Raw genomic sequence first — 23,700 nt, 5'->3', positions numbered from 1 at the left:
GGTTATTTCTTTTTTCGTTTTTCGAGTAGATCTGGATTTTCTAAGGGGTTGTCTACGCCTTTTACAGCTTTTTCTATACCTTCTATATAATCTAAAGAATCGTCGTTATAAAAAGACAGGTCTGGCATTTTTCTTAGCTGATGCTTAGTGAGCTGCGCAATTTGATGCTTAATTTGAGGTGTTGCCTTAGTAATTTCTTCTAAGAGCGGTGTTGCTTTGTCTGAGGGAAATATACTAAGATGTACTTTTGCAATAGAAAGGTCTGTAGTTACGTTTACTTTAGAAACTGCCACTATAATGCCTGTCTGTCCAGCTTCGCGAAGCATTTCCTGGATTACATTAGCAATATCGTTTTGCAGTACCCCTGCAATTTTTTTCTGTCTGTTACTTTCTACCATAGTGCAAAAATAGCACAATAAGATTTGTTATTTTTGAAATTTACATACTATTGGTATTATGAACAAGATAGAACATTTGGGAATTGCGGTTAAAGACATGGCGGCAGCCAACGAAATATATACCAAACTATTAGGCTACACACCTTATAAAACAGAGGAAGTTGCCAGCGAAGGGGTACATACGTCATTTTTTACTTGCGGAGAAAGTAAGATAGAATTACTGGCAGCAACAAATGCAGATAGCCCAATTGCTAAGTTTATTGAAAAACGCGGGGAGGGAATCCACCATATTGCGTTTTCAGTAAGTAACATAGTTGAAGAAATGGAGCGATTAAGGTTAGAAGGCTTTATTTTGTTGAACGAAGAGCCAAAAAAAGGAGCAGATAACAAATGGGTTGCTTTTTTGCACCCCAAAAGTAGCAATGGAGTCTTGGTAGAACTCTGTCAAGATATTGCATCGCCAATCTCGAAATCTAATATTAACGCTAAATAGTTTGCAAAAATCATAAAGTTTTTATCTTTGCAAACTGTTTTTAGATTTCATGTTGGCGACATTGTGATCTTTAGAATAGACTAGGTCCCATAGCTCAGTTGGTTAGAGCACCTGACTCATAATCAGGTGGTCCTTGGTTCGAGCCCAAGTGGGACCACAATTTTTTTGAAAATTTGTAGTTAACTATACGATATGCAGTTAATAACTTTTCAATAATGTTGAAAAATATTGCATATCTGAAAAATTTTATTACATTTAGCCCCTGAATATGCGACCCCAAATCGTAAAAATATACACCTGCGTACTATGCCTATTTGCTAGTACAACCCTTTTCGCGGCACCTCAACAGGTTGCTACCGAACCACCACCACCTACTTTAGAACGAACACCGGGTCCAGAGCTACCTATAGACTCAAGTATATTTATTTTAGTTGCAGTTGCTATCATTTTTGGAGTGTACGTTGCCTACAGAAGACATTTGGCTACGAACGCTGCTCAATAAGTCGTTTTACGTACTTCCCAATCACATCAAATTCTAGATTTACTTTAGTGCCAATGTTAAAGGTATTAAAATTTGTATGCTCATATGTGTACGGAATAATCGCTACACTAAATTCAGATGGCTGAGAGTTTACTACTGTAAGACTTACTCCATTTATGGTAATGGAGCCTTTTTCAATAGTAACATTTCCGTTTTGTGAACCATAGGTAAATGTAAAATACCAACTTCCATTGGCTTCTTCAATTTTTGTACATTCTCCTATTTCGTCTACGTGTCCTTGTACAATGTGACCATCTAACCTTGTACCTAGAATCATTGCTCTTTCAAGATTTACACTATCTCCAACAGTTAATTGAGACAGGTTTGTCTTGTCTAGTGTTTCTTTAATTGCTGTAACAGTATAGGTAGTTTCGGTTAAGGCAACTACGGTTAAACAGATACCATTATGTGAAACACTTTGGTCTATTTTTAATTCTGGAGTAAGCGAACTGGCAACTTCAATATGAAGGTTGTCGCCTTCGGTTGTTAAGGTCTTTATTTCTCCAAGGGTTTCAATTATTCCTGTGAACATGGTGGTAATTGGTTACATTTGTAAAACAAAAATACAATGAATCCACTTTCAGAATGAGCAAAAGAGATAAAATTATAGTAGGGATTTCTATAGGCGACCTAAATGGTATAGGAAGCGAGATTATTTTAAAAACTTTTCAGGATGCTCGTATACTCGATTTTTGTACCCCAGTAATTTTTGCTTCGGTAAAAACAATGTCATTTTTTAAAAAAGCATATGGGTTAGACGTTCCTGTTTATGGCATTGATAGTTTAGAAAAGATTGCTCATAAAAAGATAAATGTATTTAACGTCTGGAAAGAAAATGTGGACATAACCTTCGGAAAGGAAGACAAAAATATTGGGGCTTATGCAGTTAAATCATTAGAAGCTACCGTAAAGGCATTAAAAGAAGAACATGTTGATGTGATGGTAACAGCACCCATTAATAAATCTAACGTACAATCAGAATCGTTTAACTTTCCAGGTCATACAGATTATCTTGCAAAAGAATTGGAGGGCGAGAGTCTCATGTTAATGGTTTCAAACAATTTACGCGTTGGATTGTTAACAGATCATGTTGCAGTAAAGGACATTTCAGCAAATATTACACGAGAGCTTATAGAAAAGAAGATTAGTATCATACATAAAACATTGATACAAGACTTCGGAATTCAAAAACCTAAAATCGCGGTATTAGGAATTAATCCGCATAATGGTGATAACGGGGTAATAGGCACCGAAGATGATACCGTACTTATTCCGGCACTTACAAACATTAGAAATAACGGCAAATTGGTTTTTGGCCCTTATGCTGCCGACAGTTTTTTTGGTTCTGGGAATTACAAAAACTTTGATGTAATAATTGCTTCGTATCACGATCAAGGGCTCATACCATTTAAAACACTCTCTTTTGGGACTGGCGTTAACTATACGGCAGGCCTTAATCGCATTCGAACATCGCCAGATCACGGCACCGCATATGATGTGGCAGGAAAAAATATTGCAGATTTCGAGAGCTTTAAACAAGCGGTATTCACCGCCATCGATATTTTTAACTCGCGAGAAGCCTATGCAGAAATTTCTGAAAATCCACTGAAAACCAATAGAAGAAAAGCATTTTCAAAAAAGAGCTAGCTAAGTTTAGTACGATTCAAATAATTGTTTATCTTTGCACCCGCCTTTTGACGAAGGTGGAGCATGATAACAGGCGTGGATATGAGAGAATTGAAAGAATTTACGATCCCTTTTGTAGGGTTGAAATTAGGTCAGCACTCGTTTCATTTTGAGATTGCAAATACGTTCTTTGAGCATTTTGAGTATGATGAGTTTAATACAGCACGTATTAATCTTACAGCATTGTTAGACAAGAAAACAACTTTATTAGAGTTTACACTTTCGTATGATGGAATTGTGAACGTTCCTTGTGACATTACAAACGAGGCCTTTGATCAAGAGGTTTCTGGATCGTATCACTTTGTGGTAAAGTTTGGAGAAACGTTTAACGATGAAAATGAAGATTTACTTATTATCCCGCATGGGAGTTATGAAGTGAATATTCAGCAATACATTTACGAGTCTATTATCTTGTCGTTGCCTTCGCGTTTTATACACCCAGGCATAGAAGATGGTAGCTTGCAAAGCGACATACTTGACAAACTTGAAGAATTGAGCCCAAAACAGCTAAAAGATACTGCTGAAGAGGGAGCAGAATTAGACCCAAGATGGGACGAATTAAAAAAACTATTAACGGATAAATAATATAAGTAATGGCACATCCTAAAAGAAAAATCTCGAAAACTAGAAGAGATAAAAGAAGAACTCATTACAAAGCGGTAAAGCCAACGTTAGCTACAGACCCAACCACTGGGGAGATGCACTTATTTCACAGAGCGCACTGGCACGAAGGTAAATTGTACTACCGTGGGCAGGTTGTAATTGACGCTACTGAAGAAGTAGAAGCTTAATTATACTTTTAAATATATAAATTAACTCTCGTATACTCCTACGAGAGTTTTTTTGTTTCCTGTTATATTTATCCAAAAAAAGCTTTTTTATACTCACTTTCGAGGTTTTTTTAGTAATTTTCACACCTTTTAAAGACATTATCGGTCTTTTTTCGTGAAAGTAAGATAACTCTATGAGCAAAATATCAGCAGCAATCACAGCTGTAGGAGGCTACGTGCCAGACTACGTACTTACCAACCAAATCCTGGAGACTATGGTGGACACCAATGACGAATGGATTACCACCCGAACAGGGATTAAGGAGCGTAGAATTTTAAAAGATCAAGACAAGGGTACATCTTACCTTGCAATTCAAGCTGCTAAAGACTTATTAGCAAAAAGTAATACCAACCCTGAAGACATTGATATGGTGATTATGGCAACCGCCACACCAGATATGCCAGTTGCAGCCACAGGCGTTTACGTAGCTACCGAGATAGGTGCCGTAAACGCTTTTTCATTTGATTTGGTTGCAGCCTGCTCTAGTTTTCTCTTTGGAATGTCTACCGCCGCAAAATATATTGAGTCTGGACGATACAAGAAAGTTTTATTGCTAGGCGCAGATAAGATGTCATCTATTATAGATTACGAAGACAGAGCGACCTGTATCATCTTTGGCGATGGTGGAGGCGCAGTGCTTTTTGAGCCCAATACTGAAGGTTACGGAGTTCAAGACGAATATTTACGAACCGACGGTATTGGTAGACAAAGTCTAAAGATAGATGCTGGAGGTTCTTTAATGCCGGCTACAGCAGAAACTGTGGCAAACAAACAACATTATGTATTCCAAGACGGAAAAACCGTATTTAAATTTGCCGTTTCAAATATGGCCGATGTGAGTGAAAAAATTATGGCGCGTAATGACTTGTCTGGAGATGATGTGAATTGGTTAGTACCGCACCAAGCCAATATGCGAATTATAGACGCAACCGCAAAAAGAATGAACCTTCCGCAAGAGAAGGTGATGAAAAATATTCACAAGTATGGGAATACCACTTCGGCAACTTTGCCGTTGTGCCTAGTAGATTATGAACAACAATTAAAAAAAGGCGATAACCTAGTATTTGCATCTTTTGGAGGTGGATTTACATGGGGTGCCGTATATGTTACATGGGCCTATGACCCAAAATAATTATTAAAATCAACCAACATGGATATAAAAGAAATACAAAGTCTAATTAAGTTTGTAGCCAAGTCAGGGGCTACCGAAGTTAAATTAGAAATGGATGATGTAAAAATCACCATTCGTACAGGAGAAACAGGAAGTAAAGGAGAAACAACCTATATTCAGCAAGTTCCAAGTATGGCACCGGCACCAGTTGCACAAGCTGCACCTCAGGCAGCCGTAGATGCGGCTCCAGCAGCAGCGACGCCAGCAGCAGCCGATGAGGATTCAAAATATATTACCGTAAAATCACCGATTATAGGAACTTTCTATCGAAAGCCTTCACCAGATAAACCAGTATTTATTGAAGTTGGTGATACCATTAACACAGGTGACGTTTTATGTGTTATTGAAGCAATGAAACTCTTTAACGAAATTGAAAGTGAAGTGTCTGGAAAGATTGTTAAAGTACTTGTAGACGACGCGTCTCCTGTAGAGTTTGATCAGCCACTCTTCTTAGTAGACCCATCGTAATTTAAATTCCAAATCTCAAATTCCAAATTCCAAAGGGGAATTTAATTTGAATTTAAATCCAACAACTATGTTTAAAAAAATATTGATTGCAAATAGGGGAGAAATTGCGCTTCGCGTAATTAGAACCTGCAGAGAAATGGGCATTAAGTCTGTTGCAGTTTACTCTAAGGCAGATGAGGAAAGCCTGCATGTAAAATTTGCAGATGAAGCCGTTTGTATTGGCCCAGCTCCTAGTAGCGAAAGCTATTTAAAGATGAGTAATATTATAGCCGCGGCCGAGATAACCAATGCAGATGCGATACATCCTGGGTACGGATTCTTATCTGAAAATGCAAAATTCTCGAAAATATGTGAAGAGCACAATATTAAATTTATTGGTGCTTCTCCAGAAATGATAGAGCGCATGGGAGATAAGGCAATGGCCAAAACTACCATGATAGAGGCAGGTGTTCCTTGTGTTCCAGGAAGTGAAGGCATTATTGAAAATTTCGCCCAATGTAAAAAAGTAGCAAAAGAAACGGGCTACCCTGTAATGTTAAAAGCAAGTGCAGGTGGTGGTGGAAAAGGAATGCGCGCAGTCTGGAAGGAAGAAGACCTTCAAGATGCTTGGGAATCTGCACGTCAAGAAAGTAAAGCTGCCTTTGGGAATGACGATATGTATATGGAAAAACTCATTGAAGAGCCACGCCATATTGAAATTCAGATTGTGGGCGATAGTACAGGTAAAGCATGTCACTTAAGTGAAAGAGACTGTTCTATTCAGCGACGTCACCAAAAATTGACCGAAGAAACACCTAGTCCATTTATGACGAAGAAACTTCGAAACGATATGGGTATGGCGGCAGTAAAAGCGGCAGAATACATTAAGTATGAAGGTGCTGGTACTGTAGAGTTTTTGGTAGACAAGCATAGAAACTTCTACTTCATGGAAATGAATACGCGTATTCAGGTAGAGCATCCTATTACCGAACAAGTAATAGACTTCGATCTAATTCGCGAACAAATTCTTGTAGCTGCAGGAGTTCCAATTTCAGGAAAACACTATACGCCTAACTTACATTCTATAGAGTGCCGTATTAATGCAGAAGATCCGTATAACGATTTTAGACCTTCTCCTGGAAGAATTACAACATTGCATGCTCCTGGAGGGCACGGAGTGCGTTTAGACACACATGTGTACGCAGGCTATGTAATTCCGCCTAACTACGATTCTATGATTGCAAAGCTTATTACAACGGCGCAAACACGCGACGAAGCAATTAATAAAATGAAGCGTGCATTAGATGAGTTTGTAATAGAAGGTATTAAAACTACAATTCCATTTCATAGACAGTTAATGGATCATCCAGACTACGTGGCAGGTAATTATACAACTGCATTTATGAACGATTGGGAAATGGCACCACCTGAAGAAGAATAGAAGCAGGTGTCTTAATAATTTAGATCCCAAATTCCAGAATAGTTACCTTTGGAATTTGGGATTTTTTAGTTTAAGCATATGAATTTTAGTTATTGGGAACGACATACATGGCTGCAAGATATAGACGTTGCCATTATTGGTAGCGGCATTGTTGGCTTAAGTTGTGCCTTAGAATTAGCAGAACGCTTTCCTAAAAAAAAGTTGGTGGTGTTTGAAAAAGGAATGTTACCTAGTGGAGCTAGTACAAAAAATGCAGGGTTTGCCTGCTTTGGAAGTATTTCTGAAATACTAGACGATTTAAAAACGCATACCGAAGAAGAAGTCATTCAACTCATTCGCGATAGAGTAGCAGGTTTACAAGTACTTCGGAAAAGGTTAGGAGACACAACCATAGACTATCAACAAAACGGAGGGTACGAATTATTCTATGAAAAAGACACAGATTTATTTGAAGAATGCATAGAAAAACTCCCCTACATTAATAAATTGCTAGAAAAGGTCTTTTTAGGCGAAAAGCAGACATTTTCTATCAAAAACGATACTTTTTCCTTTAAAAATGTACAAAAAAGACTGATTTTTAATCAATTTGAAGGTCAGTTAGATACAGGTAAAATGATGCAGGGCTTACTTCAGCAATGTGCAGAAAAGAACATTTTAGTGCTAAATAACGCTGAAATCACATCAATTTTGTCAGAAAATGACCATGTTTTGCTCAATTTGAACAATTTTATGGAAATTTCAACAAAAAAGGTTTGTATTGCTACCAACGGCTTTGCAAAACAGTTTTTTGATGCTGCCATGTCTCCTGCGAGAGCTCAGGTTCTTATTACCAATCCAATCCCAAATTTGTCTATTAAGGGAACATTTCACCTCGATAAAGGGTATTATTATTTTAGAAACATACACAATAGAATTCTCTTCGGAGGAGGGAGAAATCTAGATTTCGTAACCGAAACCACTACACGATTAGGTACTACACAACGTATTCAGAATGAGCTAGAAAGACTGCTAAGAACAACAATTTTACCAAATACACCGTTTACTATAGACGCTAGGTGGAGCGGAATTATGGGTGTTGGCGAACAAAAAAAGCCCATTGTAAAACAAGTGCAACCTAATGTGTTTTGTGGCGTACGTTTAGGCGGAATGGGTGTAGCTATTGGTAGTTCTGTTGGCAAACAACTTGCCGAGTGTATTGAATCTATATGATAAAGAAACTTTTCAAATTTCTTTTTAAAACCTTACTGTGGTTTGTACTCTTAAGTGTGCTCTGGGTACTGCTATATAAGTATGTGCCAGTGTACTATACACCACTTATGGCTATTAGAAGTTATGAGAACAAGGAAACCATAGGCACAAAACATGAATGGGTGCCATTATCTAAAATTTCCGAAGAACTACAATTAGCAGTAATCTGCGCAGAAGACCAAAATTTTGTAAAACACAACGGTTTTGACCTAAAATCGATAGAAAAAGCATACAAAAGCAACAAAAATGGTAAAAAGCTGCGCGGTGGAAGTACGATTTCTCAGCAAACTGCCAAAAATGTTTTTCTGTGGCCAGAGCGAAGTTGGCTCAGAAAAGGGTTAGAGACTTACTTTACTTTCTTAATTGAAACCTCGTGGAGTAAAGAGCGAATTTTAGAGGTATATCTCAACAGTATAGAAATGGGTGAAGGTGTGTACGGTGCTGAAGCTGCTGCCAATTATTGGTTTAATACCTCTGCCAGAAACCTTCAAAAATATGAGGCTGCAGCGCTTGCAGCTATATTACCTAACCCTAGAAAATATAAAGCAGCACCTGCTTCTGCTTATATTCAAAAAAGAAAAGAGTGGATTGTTAGACAAATGCGTTTTTATGGTACATTTACCTTAGTTGAACCTAAAGAAAATGACCGATAAAGAATTAAAGGCTACATTACTTACGCACTGTGAAAATACGGTGATTGCTCGCTTCACAAAAATTAAGCAAACCATCGCAGACATTGAAGAATCGCTTTTTGAAGAATCTAAGAGCAGCGCTGGAGACAAGCATGAAACGGGACGAGCAATGTTGCAAATAGACCGTGAAAATGCGGGTAAACAACTACAGGAAATAGAAAACTTACACGCACTCGTTAAACGAATAGACGTAAAAGCCGCGTCAGAATATGTTCGCTTGGGAACGCTGGTGTATACAACAAATGGTAATTATTTTATTAGTATTTCTATAGGTCAGGTAACTGTGGGCGCAACGCAGTATTTTTGTGTGGCCTTACAATCACCAATAGGACAATTACTTTCTGGCAAGATAAAAGGGGATACTTTTACGTTTAATGACAAGGCCATTACGATTAAAAGTGTTTCGTGATAGGGCTTCTTTAGTTTTATACTAAGATTGGTCTAAGGCAAGCATAAATTTCTTAGCATTCTTCTTGTTTTTCCCCCAATCTATTATTTGTGTAGAGAGTTTACAACTGGAAGTAAACTGTATTTGGGTACCATTTTCATTTTCTTGAAAACGTACCATGATATCTTCACCCCAAGACCAAATTGTCACAGAACTTTCTGAGTAAAATGCCTGTTGTTGGTCTACCCACTTACTCATTTTAAACCCAGCTTTCATAAGCGCTTCTTCCACTTTTTTCTTGGCAGACTCTAAGGGTGCTGTAAGTTGTAGATTTTCGGTATAACTATTTGCCATGCGTGCTTAATTTTAAATAAACTTGGGTTTCTGTGACCAAAGTTGGGTGGTTAAAATATACTTTTTTTCCTCGGAAATTTCCTTCTACAAGATAGTGACTTCCTTGAAAATAGGCGTTTTCTATAAGCGTTTTTAGTGCTGTTTTTTCTTCGGAAATAGTTAATTCATGTGGTAATAGCAGTTGTTCTTCTTGCGAAAAAATTCCAGAAGGAATGACAGACACTTCACCAAAAAATCCTTTTTCATACACCGAATCTGCGGCATCATAAACGTCTTTTGCAGCTCCATACTTAATGATAGTTCCATTTTCAAGCAATGCTATGGTATCTGCGAAGGCAAGGGCTTCATTAGCGTCATGTGTTGCCATAACACAACTAATGGAATGTTTTTTAAGGTACCTAAAAAGAGTGCGTCTTAGGGCGTTCTTTTTAAATGTATCTATGCTACTAAAAGGCTCATCTAGCAACAAAATTTTGGGTTGTTTGGCCAAAGCGCGAGCCAATGACACACGCTGTTTTTGTCCGCCGCTTAGGTCTTGTACTTTTTGGTTTTTATACGAAAGTAATTGTACTGTTTCTAGGAGCTCATTTACGCGGTTGTTATCTTCTGTAAGATCAAGTCTGGAGAGATGTTCTGCAACATTTTCTTCAACCGAAGTATACGGCATTAAATTAACTTCTTGTGAAACTAATTTCATAAATGTATGCCCAGGAATAAGATTATGACTTGGACCAAACAAAGGGGTTTTATTATATGTAATTTTCCCAGAATCTAGGTTTAATAAACCATAAATAAGATGCAACAGCGTAGATTTTCCGCAGCCACTTTCGCCTAAAATAGCAAGGTGTTCACCATTTTTCAACAAAAAATTAATTTGTGAAAGGATAACCTTTTCAGTAGTAGGATACTTAAACGACTGTATATTAACGTTGAGCATTCTTTACATTACCTTCTCCTACGCCAATGTAAAATGTATCAAGACGTCGGGTGCTAAACAAAAATATATAGTTTATTCTTTTACTTTAGCCGTTGTTTTCTCTGGCAATACTTCATATCCCATGTTGTAAAGCGTAAAACCGAATATATCGGCGTATTGTTCTATGGTCTTAGATACTGGGGTTCCTGCTCCATGACCTGCATCGGTTTCTATTCTAATTAAGGTAGGGTTATCACCTGTTTGCTTTTCTTGTAGCTCTGCTGCAAATTTAAAACTATGTGCAGGTACAACGCGGTCATCATGATCTCCCGTTGTAACTAAGGTTGCCGGATATTGGGTGCCTTCTTTTACATTGTGCACAGGAGAATATGCTTTTAAGTATTCAAACATTTCTTTGCTATCTTCTGAAGTACCATAATCGTATGCCCATCCAGCACCAGCTGTAAAGGTATGATACCTAAGCATGTCTAAAACGCCTACTGCAGGCAAGGCTACTTTCATTAAATCTGGACGTTGCGTCATGGTGGCTCCAACTAGCAATCCGCCATTAGATCCACCTCGAATAGCAAGGTAGTCGCTAGAGGTATATTTTTCTGAAATTAAATATTCTGCAGCTGCGATAAAGTCGTCGAAAACATTTTGTTTTTTTAGTTGTGTGCCTGCATCGTGCCACTCTTTACCGTATTCACCGCCACCACGAAGGTTTGGAACTGCATAAACACCACCTTGTTCCATCCAAACCGCATTTGCAATACTAAAACTAGGGGTGAGACTAATATTAAAGCCGCCATACCCATATAAAATAGTTGGATTTTTGCCATTGAGAGCTATTCCTTTTTTGTGTGTAATAATCATAGGTACTTTGGTACCATCTTTAGAGGTATAAAACACTTGTTTGCTTTCGTAGTTGTCTGGATTAAAATCTATTTCTGGTTTTTTGTACAATTCGCTCACACCAGTTTCTACTGTATATTTATAGATGCTACTTGGGGTTACGTAATTTGTAAAGCTGAAATATAACTCTGCATCTTCTTTTTTAGCTCCAAAACCACCAGCGCTACCAACACCGGGCAGTTCAACTTCGCGTACTAGTTTCCCGTTGTAATCGTATTGCATTACTTTACTTACAGCATCTACCATGTATTCTGCAAAGAAATAACCTCCTCCAGTACTTGGGGAAAGTACATTTTTAGTTTCAGGGATAAAGTCTGTCCAGTTTTCTGGTGTAGGATTGCTAGCATCTGTAGTCACAATCTTACCGTTGGGTGCATTGAGATTGGTAACCAAGTATAGTTTAGTCCCCACGTTGTCTATTATATAAGTATCAGAATCTGTATGATTTACTACGGTAATTAGTTTGCTATTTGGCTTAGATAAATCTTTTAAGAATAATTTATTTCCGGAGGTTGAGATACTAGCAGTAATCTGCAACCAGCGATTATCTTCAGAAACATTACCGCCAACATAACGATGTTTTTGATCTGCGGTTCCGCCAAAGACCAGTTTATCCTCTCTTTGGCTTGTTCCAAGCTTGTGATAGTACAGTTTGTGTTGATCGGTTTTTGCTGAAAGTTCACTCCCTTTGGGTTTATCATAGCTGCTATAGTAGAATCCTTCGTTTGCTTTCCATGAAATTCCGCTAAATTTAACATCAACTAGGGTGTCTTCAATAATTTCTTTTGTTTCGGCGTTCATGATAAGTACTTTTCGCCAATCGCTTCCGCCTTCAGAAATGCTATACGCAGCAATTTTTCCGTTATCTGAAAAGTTAAGTCCGCCAAGAGAGATAGTACCATCTTCTTTAAACCCATTAGGATCTAAGAAAATTTCCGCAGTACTTGCGTCTTCACCAGTTTTATACCGATAGATTACATATTGATTTTGGAGTCCGTCATTCTTGTAGTAATAGGTATAGTCGCCTTCTTTAAATGGTGAGCCAATTTTTTCGTAATTCCAAAGCTCTGTGAGGCGCTCTTTAAGTGCTTCGCGAAAAGGTATGTTATCTAGATATCCAAAAGTGGTTTTATTCTGACGTTTCACCCAGTCTCCAGTTTCTTCACTCATGTCGTCTTCTAACCAACGGTAAGGGTCTTTTACGTCTGTTCCGAAATAGTTAGTAACGGTATCAACTTTTTGTGTCGTAGGGTAGGTCACAGTAATAGTTTCAGATTTAGTAATTTCCTCTTTACAACTCACTAAGGCAAGTGCACAACATACAGGAACAAGTAGCTTTTTCATAGGAATAAAATTAAGGTACTAAAGTACTGAAAATACTAAAGTTGGCAACAAATAGTGGGCTTGAATTTCTGTGATGTTAGTATTGAAATAGCGGACGGTAAGCTTTCCAGTACTTGTACATGAGTAATACATTGAGTCCAAAGATGCCAATTGCAACAATTACATCTGAAATATCTAGAAAAAGATGGAACAGTAAAATGTTAACAGAAAGTGGCGCAAGCAGAATAAGCGCAAAAGGCACCCACTTTTTAAGTAACAATAAAATTGCTATAAGTATTTCTAAAATCGCGACTACGTAAAAGGCATAGCCGGTGGCTTCCAGCGATTCTAAAAAGTTAGCTGCCGCTGGAGGCATTTCGAATAAAGGGATAAAATTGAAAAATTTATTAATTCCGAAGACAAATAATGTAATGCCTAGAATAACACGAAGGAAGGTAGTAAAAGTTGAGTTCATATAGCGTACTTAGATGGTTATGTCTCTTAAAGATACTAAAAAAAACCTGCCGTTGAGTAACCAGACAGGTTTGTAAGTAAACCACAGCCAGAACTACTGAAACATTGCTCGATAAGCATTCCAGTTTTTATACAGTAAATATGCGTTGATGGCAGCAACCAATATAGCAGGCCCAATATTTGGAAGATTTACCACAAGGTGAAAAAGCACAATATTAATTGAAATAGGCACAAGCATAACGAGTGCAAATGGCACCCACTTTTTTAGCACTAAAAGTAGCCCAATAATTGCTTCAGACGCGCCAACGAGATGCATTATATAGCCTTTACCTACTTCTGGGTCTTCACCTGAAAAACGTAGTGAATTAAAAAGATGTTCTGCTTCTGGGTATCCTGTAAAATCGAAATCTGGCATAAACCAGAAGAATTTATTGAGTCCGAAAGCTAAAAGCATTAACCCAAGGCCTACTCGCAAAATGACGTGTAAAATTTTCATGTTAGTTTTTTTAGGTGCATACCTAAACTTAGACGAAAATTTTAATCCGACTTACACTAGCGAATTCTCAACTAAATATTCTGCAATCTGTATGGCGTTAGTAGCGGCTCCTTTACGAAGATTATCGCTCACAATCCACATATTAAGTGTATTGGGTTGTGTTTCATCCCGTCTTAGTCTTCCTACAAAAACATCATCTTTACCGTGTGCATAGATGGGCATAGGGTATGTATTGGTATCTGGATTGTCTTGTACCACAATACCTGGCTGTTCATGCAATAGTTTGCGCACGTCGCTAATGGAGAAGTCGTTTCTAAATTCAACATTTACAGATTCGCTATGCCCGCCAGCCGTGGGTATTCTAACTGCCGTTGCAGAGACAGAGAACGTTCTGTCATCGAGTATTTTCTGAGGCTCTCGAGCTAACTTCATTTCTTCTTTGGTATAGCCGTTAGGTTCAAAAACATCGCAATGTGGAAGTGCGTTTTTGTGGATTTGATACGGATATGCCATAGGACCGCCAATACCAGCTTCTTCATTTTCTAATTGCTGTACTGCTTTTACACCAGTTCCTGAAACAGACTGGTAGGTAGAAATTACCACACGCTTCATGGTGTATTTTTTATGAAGTGGCGAAAGTGCCATGACAAGTTGAATGGTAGAGCAGTTTGGGTTGGCTATAATTTTATCTTCTGAAGTTAGTTGAAAAGCGTTTATTTCAGGGACAATCAATTTTTTAGAAGGATCCATGCGCCATGCAGACGAATTATCGATTACCGTAGTGCCTACTTCTGCAAATTTTGGTGCCCACTGTAAAGATGTTTCCCCCCCAGCTGAGAATATCGCAATATTTGGAGCTAAATTAATAGCTTCTTCCATGCCTACAATAGGATACAATGTTCCGTTAAAGAGTAATTCTCGACCAATAGAGCGCTCTGAAGCTACGGGTATAAGTTGCGTTACTGGAAAATTGCGCTCTTCCAGGAGTTTTATCATTACAGTGCCTACCATTCCGGTGGCGCCAACAACAGCTACTTTCATGTATATAGCCCGCGAAGGCGGGTAATTTTAGTTAGAATAAAGATCTTTCAAAAGTACAAAAGTAAACATACTAATTTCTTAACGCTACGCTAAATAAAAGAACCCTCCGTAGCAAATGCTTTGGAGGGTTTAATTAATATAGTGTAGCGGTTTTTGAGACGATTTATTTTTTAAGCGCGTCTCTAATTTCCTTTAATAAATCAATTTCAGATGGTCCTGGATCTGGTGCTGGAGCCGCCTCTTCTTTTTTACGAACTTTTCCGTATGCTTTCACAATCATAAAGAGAACAAATCCTACGATGATTAAGTTAATAATAGCATTCACCCATTTTCCATACATGATGGCATTTTCTGGTTTTTCTACTGTGCCGTCTGCTGCAACAACTGCTTCAGAAAGTACATGCTTCATGTCTGCAAAGTCTACCCCTCCGGCAAAGTGCCCAATTATTGGCATCATAATATCAGATACAAATCCGCTAACAACAAGCCCTACAGCTCCTGCTAATATTACGGCAACGGCCAAGTCAATGACATTGCCCGTCATAATAAATGCTTTAAATTCTTTTAACATGGTGATTGGTTTATGTGTTAATACCTTACGAAGGTAGGAAAAAAGAAATAGTTCTACTAAATGCCACTATAAGGGAAGGGCCTAATTTCGACGAATTACACGTTTTACACGTTGAGAGATGGCTGTAAGCATTTCATACGAGATAGAATGTATAGCTTCGGAAAGATCTTCGGCAGTGGTGTTTTGGTCAAAAATAATAACTTCATCTCCTTCCTTACAGTCAATTTCGGTTACGTTCACCATAAGCATGTCCATACACACGTTTCCGACGATAGGTGCTTTTTTTCCGGCAATAGTTACCCACCCTTTACCATTTCCGAAGGCACGGGAAATACCATCTGCATGTCCGATAGGAAGGGTGGCGGTTCTTTCAAGTTTAGTGGCGGTGTACGCTCTATTGTACCCAACAGTTTCACCTGGCTGAATGTGATGTATTTGTGAAATAACCGATTTTAACGTTGCAACTGGTTTTAAATGTGCATTTTCTTTGGTAGAATTGCCAAAACCGAAAAGTCCTATGCCTGTTCTAACCATCGTAAAATGTGCTTCAGGATAATTTAAAACTCCAGAAGTATTACTTTGATGTAGCATTGGTTTATAACCTAGTTCCAACGCTATGGCTGCTGAAATGTTTTTAAAACGTTCAATTTGCGTGTGTGTAAATTCTTTTTCTGAAGGATCTTCGCTCGCGACCAAATGCGAAAACAGCGATTTGGTTTTTAAAGCCGAAGTTTTCTTTAATGCTGAAAGTATTGAAGGCACATCATTTTCTAAAAACCCTAAACGATTTAGCCCGGTGTTGAATTTTAAATGCACTGGGTAGTCTTGCTGCTTTTTTGTCTCGGCAACAGCAATAAATTCTTTTAAGATTCTAAAGCTATAAATGGAAGGCTCTAGACAGCGCTCAATTAAGGTGGGAAAATTTACAGGTTGCGGATGAAGGACCAAAATTGGTGTGCGAATACCAGCATCTCGTAAAACAACGCCCTCTGCTACGTAGGCTACGGCAAAATAATTAACGCCTAAATTTTCTAATTCTTTAGCAACCGCCACACTTTCACTTCCATACCCAAAGGCTTTTACCACAGCCAAAAGTTTAGTTTCAGAATTTATTTTGGAACGTAGATACTTGTAGTTGTGTGCCAAGGCTGTTAAGTCTATTTCGAGCACAGTTTCTTTGAATTTGCCCATTACTACGCTTGCTTTTTAGACTGTTGTGAGGTAAGTTGTTCGGGATCTTTTACCTCCATTTTTTTTACTTTTTCTCTAAGTACAGCTTTGTAGTATGCCGCGCGACTTAACGGCTCATATTCTTCAGTTTCACCCAAAAGCACTAAATCTTCACTTTGAGATTTCCTGTAACTGTAATGTGCAAGATTACCAGTTCTTGGGCAGACAGCATGCACTTTGGTTACGTATTCTGCCGTTGCCATAAGCGCAGGCATAGGACCAAAAGGGTTTCCTTTATAATCCATATCTAACCCCGCAACTATTACACGTACACCTCTATTGGCAAGGTCGTTACAAACTTTTACAATCTCATCATCAAAAAATTGCGCTTCGTCTATACCTACTACGTCACAATTATCTGCGAGAATAGGAATGTTGGCTGCTGCTGGAACGGGTGTAGACCTAATTTGATTACTGTCGTGAGAGACTACTTGGTCTTCATCGTAACGAGTATCTACTTTAGGCTTAAATATTTCTACTTTTTGCCTTGCAAATTGAGCTCTTTTTAAGCGCCTAATAAGTTCTTCGGTTTTACCAGAAAACATAGAGCCGCAGATGACTTCAATCCAGCCAAATTGCTCTTTTTGATTTACTGTGTTTTCGAGAAACATAGGGTGTTGTTTAGAATAAAACGCAAATACTTTTCGTTTACATATAGGATGCGTAAATTTAACAAAACAAAGTTGACCCATACGATGGCAACCCAAAAAAGTTTATAAAAGTAATATAGAAGAGACTAATTAGCAGCTGTACATACCTTTATATCACATTCTAACACATTTGGTGTTGCTTAAATGAAAAAGTGCTTATTGAAATGAAAAAGAAATTGCAAAGAGACCTACAACATTTGGCAGAAGAAATTCTGGATGCTGGCAGCAGCCTATCGGCTGTAGATATGAAGCAGAAATTGGCGGCCCTGTATGAAAAAGTAACCGTATTGGCTTTTTTAGAGGGTCAATTACAAGAAGATATAACCACAGCTAGCGAAGAGTCTTTTGACAGTAAGAGCTTTCGTGAAAAAAACTGGTTTACCGAGCCGGAACCAATACCGCAACCAGACCATAAAGAAGATTTAGTAGAACCCTTGATGGAGAAAATAAAGGATTTGGTGGCGCAGATGCCGCCAGAGACTCAGGGGGTAGAAAAAATGCTTGAGGAGGTGCTTCCGCAGAAAAAATACCTAAAAAACGATTTGGAAGAATTTGCCAAAAACTATCAAGAAACACCAACTTTTGAACGTAAGGTGACTTCACCACCAACAGATTCAACTTTAGAGATTCGCGAGCCAGCGAAGGGAGTAGATGCTCCTAAACCTTCCAAAAAATTAGTAGATGATCTGGGGGTTTCTGAAAAGCCAAAATCTATTAATGATACAGTAGGAGATGGTATGCGTATCGATTTAAATGATCGTTTAGCGTATATAAAGCATCTGTTTGGGGGAAATTCAGATGATTATACCCGGGTGCTTTCGCAGGTAAGTACTATGACTTCTTATGACGAAGCTGAAACTTTTATAAAAACGAAAGTAAAACCTGATTATAACTTTTGGTTACAAAAAGATATGTATGCCGAACGCTTCATGGCGGCCATAGGTCGAAAGTTTAACTAAAGAACAGCTCTTATCGTAAAATGAAAATTTTTTATGTCTAAACTGTATCTCGTACCTACCCCTATCGGAAATCTTAAAGACATGACATTTCGTGCCGTTGAGGTACTGCAAATGGCTGATTTAATTCTTGCCGAGGATACGCGCACAAGCGGTAAATTGTTGAAGCACTATGAAGTTAGCACTCCAATGCATTCACACCACATGCACAACGAGCATAAAACTACCGACACCATAGTAAAAAGAATACAACAAGGTGAAACGGTTGCCCTCATTAGCGATGCAGGCACTCCCGCAATAAGCGACCCTGGATTTTTGCTAACAAGAGCATGTGTTGCAGCAGGTATTGAAGTAGATTGTTTGCCTGGAGCTACTGCGTTTGTTCCTGCACTTGTAAACAGTGGTCTTCCAAACGATAAATTTGTTTTTGAAGGATTTCTTCCAGTAAAAAAGGGAAGACAAACAAGGTTGCAGCTTCTTTCTGAAGAAACTCGCACCATGATTTTTTATGAATCACCTCACAAATTATGTAAGACATTATCACAATTTATTGAATTTTTTGGAGCCGATAGGCCCGTTTCAGTGTCTCGAGAAATTACCAAATTACACGAAGAAACCATACGTGGAAGTTTGGCAGAGGTTTTAAAACATTTTGAAAATAAGCCACCCAAAGGAGAATTGGTTGTGGTACTTAGTGGCGTTAAATAATGAACCATCTCCTTGAAACAATAAAGACGTGTACTATCTGTTCTGCACACTTACCTTTGGGTCCTAACCCTGTTGTAGCAGGACACGTAAATTCAAAAATTGTAATCATTGGGCAAGCACCGGGAACTAAAGTGCACGCATCTGGAATTCCTTGGGACGACGCTTCTGGTAAGGAATTAAGGCGTTGGCTTGGTGTAACCGCTACGCAATTTTATGACCCTGAAAATTTTGCCATTGTGCCAATGGGTTTTTGCTATCCTGGGAAAGGTAAGAGTGGCGACTTACCTCCTAGACCCGAATGTGCTCCGAAATGGCACGGGCCATTGCTTTCAGAAATGCCCCATGTAAAACTTATCATTTTAATTGGGATGTATGCTCAAAAATATTATTTGAAAGATACAGCCAAACGCACATTAACCCAAACAGTAGAAAACCTAGAAGAATATCTTCCCAACTATTTTGTACTACCGCACCCGTCCCCCCGTAATAGATTTTGGATGAAAAAAAACCCATGGTTTGAAGACAGCGTGGTTCCCCTTTTACAGACCACCATTGAAACTCTAGTATTATAAAAGAATTTCTCTTCCCAACAATCGAAAGAGCAGTGCATTTTTATTTTCAAAAACAACTACGATGCCACAAGAAAGTTATGGTGTTTCATTAATTTAAAGATGTTTTCCTTTTTCCCATCCGTGTTTACCAAGATATTGGTTACCGCTTTCTACAGCTCCGTCTTCTATTGAGGTACCCATGCTATCGTTCCAGCGGTTTAGGTAACCGAAGAGTGAGATCACCCCTAGCATTTCTACAATTTCACCCTCGTTCCAGTATTCGTATAGGCGTCTTTTAATCGTTTCATCAACCGCATTTGGCACCTGACTTGCGGCAAGAGAAAAGTCGAGTGCTGCACGTTCGGCTTCAGAAAATGCTGGGTGCGTTCTATACTCCCAAATGTTGTCTAATTGTTCTTGCTCGGCTCCGTAACGTTCTGCTGCTCTAATGGCATGTGCTTGGCAGTAGCGACAGCCTGTAGCATTACTACTTACCCAAGCAATCATTCGTTTTAGGGCTGAGGTAACGCCACCTTCGTTTGCCATTACGGCTTTGTTTAGGTTGATAAAGGCGCGACTTATAGCAGGTCTGCGTTGCATGGTAAGGACACTATTAGGGCAAAACCCCAGTGTTTCGTTGAAGAACTCGGCAAGTTCTTGAGTGTTTTTATCATGATCTGCGGAAAGAGGTGTTACTAATGGCATAATTTTCTATTTTGAAACTCGAAGGTACGGCTCGAATTTTCAAAAGCCAAGAGGGGTGTGGTTATTTTTTTAGGAATTTTATGCGCGTTGCTTCTATTGAAAGATAATAAAGCCCTGCAGCTAAACTTTCAACGCTAATTAACGGATTGTTTAGTTCAAAAATACCTGTTTGCACTTCTCTCCCTGTAGCATCAAAAATACGAAAGACACTACCTATGAGATCACAATTCGTGCATGTTATGGAGATTAAATCGTTCGTTGGGTTGGGAGCTATTAGTATTTTTTTGCTATTTTCTTCTTCAACACCTAGGGGTGAGTTTAAAAGTTTAAACAATACAATGTTCTGTGGACCATTAAAAAGAGGGGTAAATGCACAGCCAACAATTCCGCCGTCTTCTGTAATTATGGCCTCACCAGCATCTAAATTTGGCTCAATAAATCGACCTTGGTTGGCAAAAGAAGGGTCTATAAAACCATCAGTATAGCTTCTTAAGATGGTGTAATTGCCGCCATCGATACTCCATTCTCTCCCTATAAATAATGTCCTATCATTTTCTTGCCTTATTACTTTTAAGGGGCTAAAGGTATTATGCGAAATTTCCCGCACTCCCTTGTTTCCAAACCCCGTGTCTAAGCTTCCATTAGGTAGTAATTGTATATAAAAAGATTCACTGTCAATAGGAGGGTTCAGCCCTCTGTTGTTAATTAGTCCTAGAATGCCTTGGTTTTCTTGTATAACGGCAGAAACTGAAAAAGGTGATTGCAATGCTATTTGGTTAACAGCAACCCCATTGTTCCCAAATGAAGGGTCTAAACTTCCGTTTTCTGAAATTTTAGCAAAACCAATCCTGCTATTTTCATTAACGTCTACAAGTCTAAAGGGAACCAAAAACCCCCCATTAGAATATCTAGAAATTTGGAATGTATAAAATTCATCTTCAGTTGTTATAGTACTGTTCGCAACACCATTGCTTCCGTACGTAGGATCTATTGTACCATCTGCTAGTAATTTTGAAATACTTATACCTTCTTCGTTGGTAGTTCTATAGCGCCCAATAATTAGTGCTGTGTTGTCTTCATTCACAAAGAGTGAGAGCACTAAATCGGTTTCAAAATCTATGGTTGCAATACCATTGTTTCCAAATGTAGTGTCTAAAACACCGTTAATAGTATATTTAAGTACAACAAAATCTTCGTTAAAAACACCGCCTATTAACATGCTTCCATCGGGAAGGGCTTTAAGTGAAGTATAACTACCATTTAAAGGAAGTGATACCACACCATCTACTCCAAAACTAGTATCAAATACTCCAGCAGCCGAGTAGCGCACTAGAATTTTAGTGCTGGTTGTGTTTAGAGAGGCAATAGCATGAGCCCAAAGAGATCCATCGGCGTTTTCTGCTACAAGAACACTAATCTCATTGTCTCCAGGAATATCAGTAGTGGTGGTTCCATTGGTTCCAAAAGAGGCGTCATAGGAGCCATCTTGTGCGAATACCGAAATAGAAAATATTAAAATCGCACTTATACTATAATAGATTTGTTTCATAGTAGAACTAAATAAATCGGGGAGTGCATCAATAATTTAAAGATACTCAATTTTTATCATTACTTAAATTAAACTAACTTTACCATGACTTCCCAAATTGAATCTATCTGAAGTATTTTTTGATGAATCCTTTCCTTTTTTAGGAATTAGAATTTGTACTTTGGAATTTTGTCATCTATGCGCTGGACACTAAAACCAAAACCTCCTCAAGATAAAATTGATATACTCACCAATACATTGGGAGTAGCACCAATTATTGCATCACTGCTTATTCAACGAGGTATTGAAACTTTTGAAGAAGCTAAAGAATTTTTTAGACCATCGCTAGATGGCCTGCACGACCCTTACCTCATGAAAGATATGGATTTGGCTGTAGCACGTATTGAAAAAGCCATTGCAGCAGATGAAAACATATTAGTGTATGGCGATTATGACGTAGACGGTACCACGAGTGTTGCGCTGCTATCTTCTTACTTGTTAAGCTATTACCCCAATGTAGCAACCTATATCCCAGATCGATATGACGAGGGCTACGGAGTCTCTAACCAAGGAATTGACTTTGCTTTAGACAACGATTTTACCCTTATCATTGCATTAGATTGTGGTGTAAAGGCAATAGACAAGGTAGCATATGCCTCGGAAAAGGGAGTAGATTTTATTATATGCGATCACCATAGACCCGGGCCAGAACTACCCAAAGCTGTTGCCGTACTAGACCCCAAACGAAGCGATTGTGAATATCCATTTAAAGAATTGTGTGGCTGTGGCGTAGGCTTTAAATTAATTCAGGCACTTGCCAAACAGCGTAAGCAAAACATAAACGATTTACTGTTGTATCTAGATTTAGTGGCTACAGCAATAGGTGCCGACATTGTGCCTATTACAGGAGAGAACAGAATTTTAGCCCATTTCGGCTTAAAAGTGATAAATAGCAACCCACGCGCTGGCTTTCAGGCTATTCTTTCACAAATCAAAAAAACTCAGCTTACTATTACCGATGTTGTTTTTATTATCGCACCACGAATTAACGCAGCAGGAAGAATGAAACATGGTAACCATGCTGTTACATTGCTTACTGAAACCGATGTTGAAAAGGCGAAAGAATACGCTTCAGAAATTGAACAGTTTAATACAGACAGGCGCGAAGCAGACAAGCGCATTACCGAAGAAGCATTACTTCAAATTTCAGAAAAAGGTGAAGAAAACAGGATGACAACAGTTGTATACAACAAAAATTGGCATAAAGGTGTCATTGGCATTGTAGCTTCTAGGCTTACAGAAACCTATTATCGCCCCACTTTGGTATTCACTAAAAGTGGAGAAAAGCTAGCAGCTTCTGCACGATCTGTAAAAGGGTTTGATGTCTATAACGCCTTGGAAGGATGTAGTGAGCATATTGAACAATTTGGCGGACATAAATACGCGGCGGGTCTTACATTGCTGGAGGCTGATTACGAAAAATTTAAGAAGGCCTTTGAAAAAGAGGTGGCTGAAACAATAGATAAAAACCTGTTACAGCGAGAAATTTCAATTGATACAGAAATTGACTTACAACAAATAACGCCCAAGTTTTATCGTATTTTAAAACAATTTGCACCTTTTGGACCAGGAAACATGACTCCAGTTTTTATGACACAGAACTTGAAAGATGTGGGATACGGAAAATGCGTTGGAGAAGATAAGAGTCATTTGCGGGTTGTTGTACAACAGGGTAATAGTACACAATTTACAGGCATAGGTTTTGGAATGGGTGATAAACATGATATTGCCTGCAAAGGAGAACCATTTAAAGCAGCGTATGTAATTGATGAAAATGAATGGCAGGGAACTGTAAATTTACAACTGAGATTGAAAGACATTAAACCTTAAATTTTAGTATCTTTAATTTACTAACCTTAAAAAATTCGTGTCTTTACGGGCATTAA

28 protein-coding genes and 1 tRNA gene are annotated in these 23,700 nt (G+C 38.4%); 16 read left to right on the top strand and 13 right to left on the bottom strand.

Going from position 1 to position 23,700, the window contains the following annotated elements:
• Positions 1-2: 2 nt before the first annotated feature.
• A complete protein-coding gene (gene rbfA, locus G5B37_RS09895; protein WP_164679876.1) occupies positions 3-398 on the bottom strand; it encodes a 30S ribosome-binding factor RbfA in 396 nt (131 codons plus the stop codon).
• Positions 399-456: 58 nt separating this feature from the next.
• Between rbfA and mce the strand changes: the two genes are divergently transcribed.
• From mce to G5B37_RS09880, 3 genes are all read left to right on the top strand, one after another.
• On the top strand, positions 457-891 hold the full coding sequence (mce, locus tag G5B37_RS09890; protein WP_164679875.1) for a methylmalonyl-CoA epimerase: 435 nt from the start codon (positions 457-459) through the stop codon (positions 889-891).
• Between the two features lie 83 nt (positions 892-974).
• A tRNA-Ile gene (locus G5B37_RS09885) sits at positions 975-1,048 on the top strand.
• A gap of 111 nt (positions 1,049-1,159) precedes the next feature.
• Positions 1,160-1,393, top strand: a complete 234-nt coding sequence (locus G5B37_RS09880) for a hypothetical protein (protein WP_164679874.1) — start codon at positions 1,160-1,162, stop codon at positions 1,391-1,393.
• Here the strand turns inward: G5B37_RS09880 and G5B37_RS09875 are convergent.
• Complete coding sequence (locus tag G5B37_RS09875) at positions 1,374-1,964, bottom strand: riboflavin synthase (protein ID WP_164679873.1); 591 nt, start codon at positions 1,962-1,964, stop codon at positions 1,374-1,376. The two genes, G5B37_RS09880 and G5B37_RS09875, sit on opposite strands and share 20 nt — an antisense overlap.
• A 53-nt stretch (positions 1,965-2,017) precedes the next feature.
• On the opposite strand from G5B37_RS09875, the gene pdxA reads away from it, so the two are divergent.
• The 9 genes from pdxA (at position 2,018) to G5B37_RS09830 (ending at position 9,357) form a co-directional block, all read left to right on the top strand.
• Positions 2,018-3,079, top strand: coding sequence for a 4-hydroxythreonine-4-phosphate dehydrogenase PdxA (gene pdxA / locus G5B37_RS09870; RefSeq protein WP_164679872.1), 1,062 nt, complete (start codon positions 2,018-2,020; stop codon positions 3,077-3,079).
• A gap of 81 nt (positions 3,080-3,160) precedes the next feature.
• Positions 3,161-3,703 carry a YceD family protein gene (locus tag G5B37_RS09865; RefSeq protein ID WP_164679871.1) on the top strand — a complete coding sequence of 181 codons (543 nt, stop codon included), beginning with the start codon at positions 3,161-3,163 and terminating at the stop codon, positions 3,701-3,703.
• An 8-nt stretch (positions 3,704-3,711) separates the two neighbouring features.
• Entirely contained in the window at positions 3,712-3,909 is a 198-nt protein-coding gene (gene rpmF / locus G5B37_RS09860) for a 50S ribosomal protein L32 (protein WP_164679870.1), read from the top strand.
• 173 nt (positions 3,910-4,082) lie between these two features.
• A complete protein-coding gene (locus G5B37_RS09855; protein ID WP_164679869.1) occupies positions 4,083-5,081 on the top strand; it encodes a beta-ketoacyl-ACP synthase III in 999 nt (332 codons plus the stop codon).
• 18 nt (positions 5,082-5,099) lie between these two features.
• Positions 5,100-5,588 carry an acetyl-CoA carboxylase biotin carboxyl carrier protein gene (accB, locus tag G5B37_RS09850; protein ID WP_164679868.1) on the top strand — a complete coding sequence of 163 codons (489 nt, stop codon included), beginning with the start codon at positions 5,100-5,102 and terminating at the stop codon, positions 5,586-5,588.
• A 67-nt stretch (positions 5,589-5,655) separates the two neighbouring features.
• A complete protein-coding gene (gene accC / locus G5B37_RS09845; protein ID WP_164679867.1) occupies positions 5,656-7,008 on the top strand; it encodes an acetyl-CoA carboxylase biotin carboxylase subunit in 1,353 nt (450 codons plus the stop codon).
• Positions 7,009-7,086: 78 nt separating this feature from the next.
• Complete coding sequence (locus G5B37_RS09840; RefSeq protein WP_164679866.1) at positions 7,087-8,217, top strand: NAD(P)/FAD-dependent oxidoreductase; 1,131 nt, start codon at positions 7,087-7,089, stop codon at positions 8,215-8,217.
• Positions 8,214-8,909, top strand: coding sequence for a monofunctional biosynthetic peptidoglycan transglycosylase (gene mtgA / locus G5B37_RS09835; protein ID WP_164679865.1), 696 nt, complete (start codon positions 8,214-8,216; stop codon positions 8,907-8,909). The genes G5B37_RS09840 and mtgA overlap by 4 nt, the downstream gene beginning before the upstream one ends.
• A complete protein-coding gene (locus G5B37_RS09830) occupies positions 8,899-9,357 on the top strand; it encodes a 3-oxoacyl-ACP synthase (protein WP_164679864.1) in 459 nt (152 codons plus the stop codon). The genes mtgA and G5B37_RS09830 overlap by 11 nt, the downstream gene beginning before the upstream one ends.
• 21 nt (positions 9,358-9,378) lie before the next feature.
• Here the strand turns inward: G5B37_RS09830 and G5B37_RS09825 are convergent, their stop codons facing one another.
• From G5B37_RS09825 to G5B37_RS09785, 9 genes are all read right to left on the bottom strand, one after another.
• On the bottom strand, positions 9,379-9,690 hold the full coding sequence (locus G5B37_RS09825; protein WP_164679863.1) for a DUF1499 domain-containing protein: 312 nt from the start codon (positions 9,688-9,690) through the stop codon (positions 9,379-9,381).
• On the bottom strand, positions 9,680-10,627 hold the full coding sequence (locus G5B37_RS09820; RefSeq protein WP_164679862.1) for an ABC transporter ATP-binding protein: 948 nt from the start codon (positions 10,625-10,627) through the stop codon (positions 9,680-9,682). The genes G5B37_RS09825 and G5B37_RS09820 overlap by 11 nt, the downstream gene beginning before the upstream one ends.
• A 72-nt stretch (positions 10,628-10,699) precedes the next feature.
• On the bottom strand, positions 10,700-12,865 hold the full coding sequence (locus G5B37_RS09815; protein ID WP_164679861.1) for a prolyl oligopeptidase family serine peptidase: 2,166 nt from the start codon (positions 12,863-12,865) through the stop codon (positions 10,700-10,702).
• A gap of 76 nt (positions 12,866-12,941) precedes the next feature.
• Positions 12,942-13,319: a DoxX family membrane protein gene (locus G5B37_RS09810; protein WP_164679860.1), complete on the bottom strand. Its 378-nt coding sequence runs from the start codon at positions 13,317-13,319 to the stop codon at positions 12,942-12,944.
• Between the two features lie 93 nt (positions 13,320-13,412).
• The gene (locus G5B37_RS09805; protein WP_164679859.1) at positions 13,413-13,814 is read right to left on the bottom strand and encodes a DoxX family membrane protein; all 402 of its coding nucleotides are present in this window, start codon (positions 13,812-13,814) and stop codon (positions 13,413-13,415) included.
• A gap of 51 nt (positions 13,815-13,865) precedes the next feature.
• Positions 13,866-14,855 (bottom strand): aspartate-semialdehyde dehydrogenase, encoded by a 990-nt coding sequence (locus G5B37_RS09800; RefSeq protein ID WP_164679858.1) that lies wholly within the window; start codon positions 14,853-14,855, stop codon positions 13,866-13,868.
• A gap of 163 nt (positions 14,856-15,018) precedes the next feature.
• Entirely contained in the window at positions 15,019-15,426 is a 408-nt protein-coding gene (mscL, locus tag G5B37_RS09795; RefSeq protein ID WP_164679857.1) for a large conductance mechanosensitive channel protein MscL, read from the bottom strand.
• A gap of 81 nt (positions 15,427-15,507) precedes the next feature.
• Positions 15,508-16,617 carry an alanine racemase gene (gene alr, locus G5B37_RS09790; RefSeq protein ID WP_164679856.1) on the bottom strand — a complete coding sequence of 370 codons (1,110 nt, stop codon included), beginning with the start codon at positions 16,615-16,617 and terminating at the stop codon, positions 15,508-15,510.
• Between the two features lie 2 nt (positions 16,618-16,619).
• Positions 16,620-17,267 (bottom strand): thymidine kinase, encoded by a 648-nt coding sequence (locus G5B37_RS09785; protein WP_164679855.1) that lies wholly within the window; start codon positions 17,265-17,267, stop codon positions 16,620-16,622.
• A gap of 203 nt (positions 17,268-17,470) precedes the next feature.
• Between G5B37_RS09785 and G5B37_RS09780 the strand changes: the two genes are divergently transcribed.
• From G5B37_RS09780 to G5B37_RS09770, 3 genes are read left to right on the top strand one after another with little or no spacing between them, the layout of a single operon-like run.
• Positions 17,471-18,265, top strand: a complete 795-nt coding sequence (locus G5B37_RS09780) for a hypothetical protein (protein ID WP_164679854.1) — start codon at positions 17,471-17,473, stop codon at positions 18,263-18,265.
• A gap of 33 nt (positions 18,266-18,298) precedes the next feature.
• A complete protein-coding gene (gene rsmI, locus G5B37_RS09775; protein ID WP_164679853.1) occupies positions 18,299-18,970 on the top strand; it encodes a 16S rRNA (cytidine(1402)-2'-O)-methyltransferase in 672 nt (223 codons plus the stop codon).
• Complete coding sequence (locus tag G5B37_RS09770) at positions 18,970-19,542, top strand: uracil-DNA glycosylase family protein (protein WP_164679852.1); 573 nt, start codon at positions 18,970-18,972, stop codon at positions 19,540-19,542. The genes rsmI and G5B37_RS09770 overlap by 1 nt, the downstream gene beginning before the upstream one ends.
• A 93-nt stretch (positions 19,543-19,635) precedes the next feature.
• On the opposite strand, the gene G5B37_RS09765 is transcribed toward G5B37_RS09770, so the two are convergent.
• Both G5B37_RS09765 and G5B37_RS09760 read right to left on the bottom strand, forming a co-directional pair.
• Positions 19,636-20,226, bottom strand: coding sequence for a carboxymuconolactone decarboxylase family protein (locus tag G5B37_RS09765; protein WP_164679851.1), 591 nt, complete (start codon positions 20,224-20,226; stop codon positions 19,636-19,638).
• A gap of 61 nt (positions 20,227-20,287) precedes the next feature.
• Positions 20,288-21,775, bottom strand: a complete 1,488-nt coding sequence (locus G5B37_RS09760; protein ID WP_164679850.1) for a T9SS type A sorting domain-containing protein — start codon at positions 21,773-21,775, stop codon at positions 20,288-20,290.
• A 177-nt stretch (positions 21,776-21,952) separates the two neighbouring features.
• Here G5B37_RS09760 and recJ point away from each other — a divergent pair, with 177 nt between their 5' ends.
• Entirely contained in the window at positions 21,953-23,644 is a 1,692-nt protein-coding gene (gene recJ, locus G5B37_RS09755; protein WP_164679849.1) for a single-stranded-DNA-specific exonuclease RecJ, read from the top strand.
• Positions 23,645-23,700 lie beyond the last annotated feature (56 nt).

It is taken from the genome of Rasiella rasia, from assembly GCF_011044175.1.
Classification (GTDB): Bacteria; Bacteroidota; Bacteroidia; order Flavobacteriales; family Flavobacteriaceae; genus Marinirhabdus; species Marinirhabdus rasia.
This window is presented reverse-complemented; position numbering and strand designations above follow the sequence as displayed.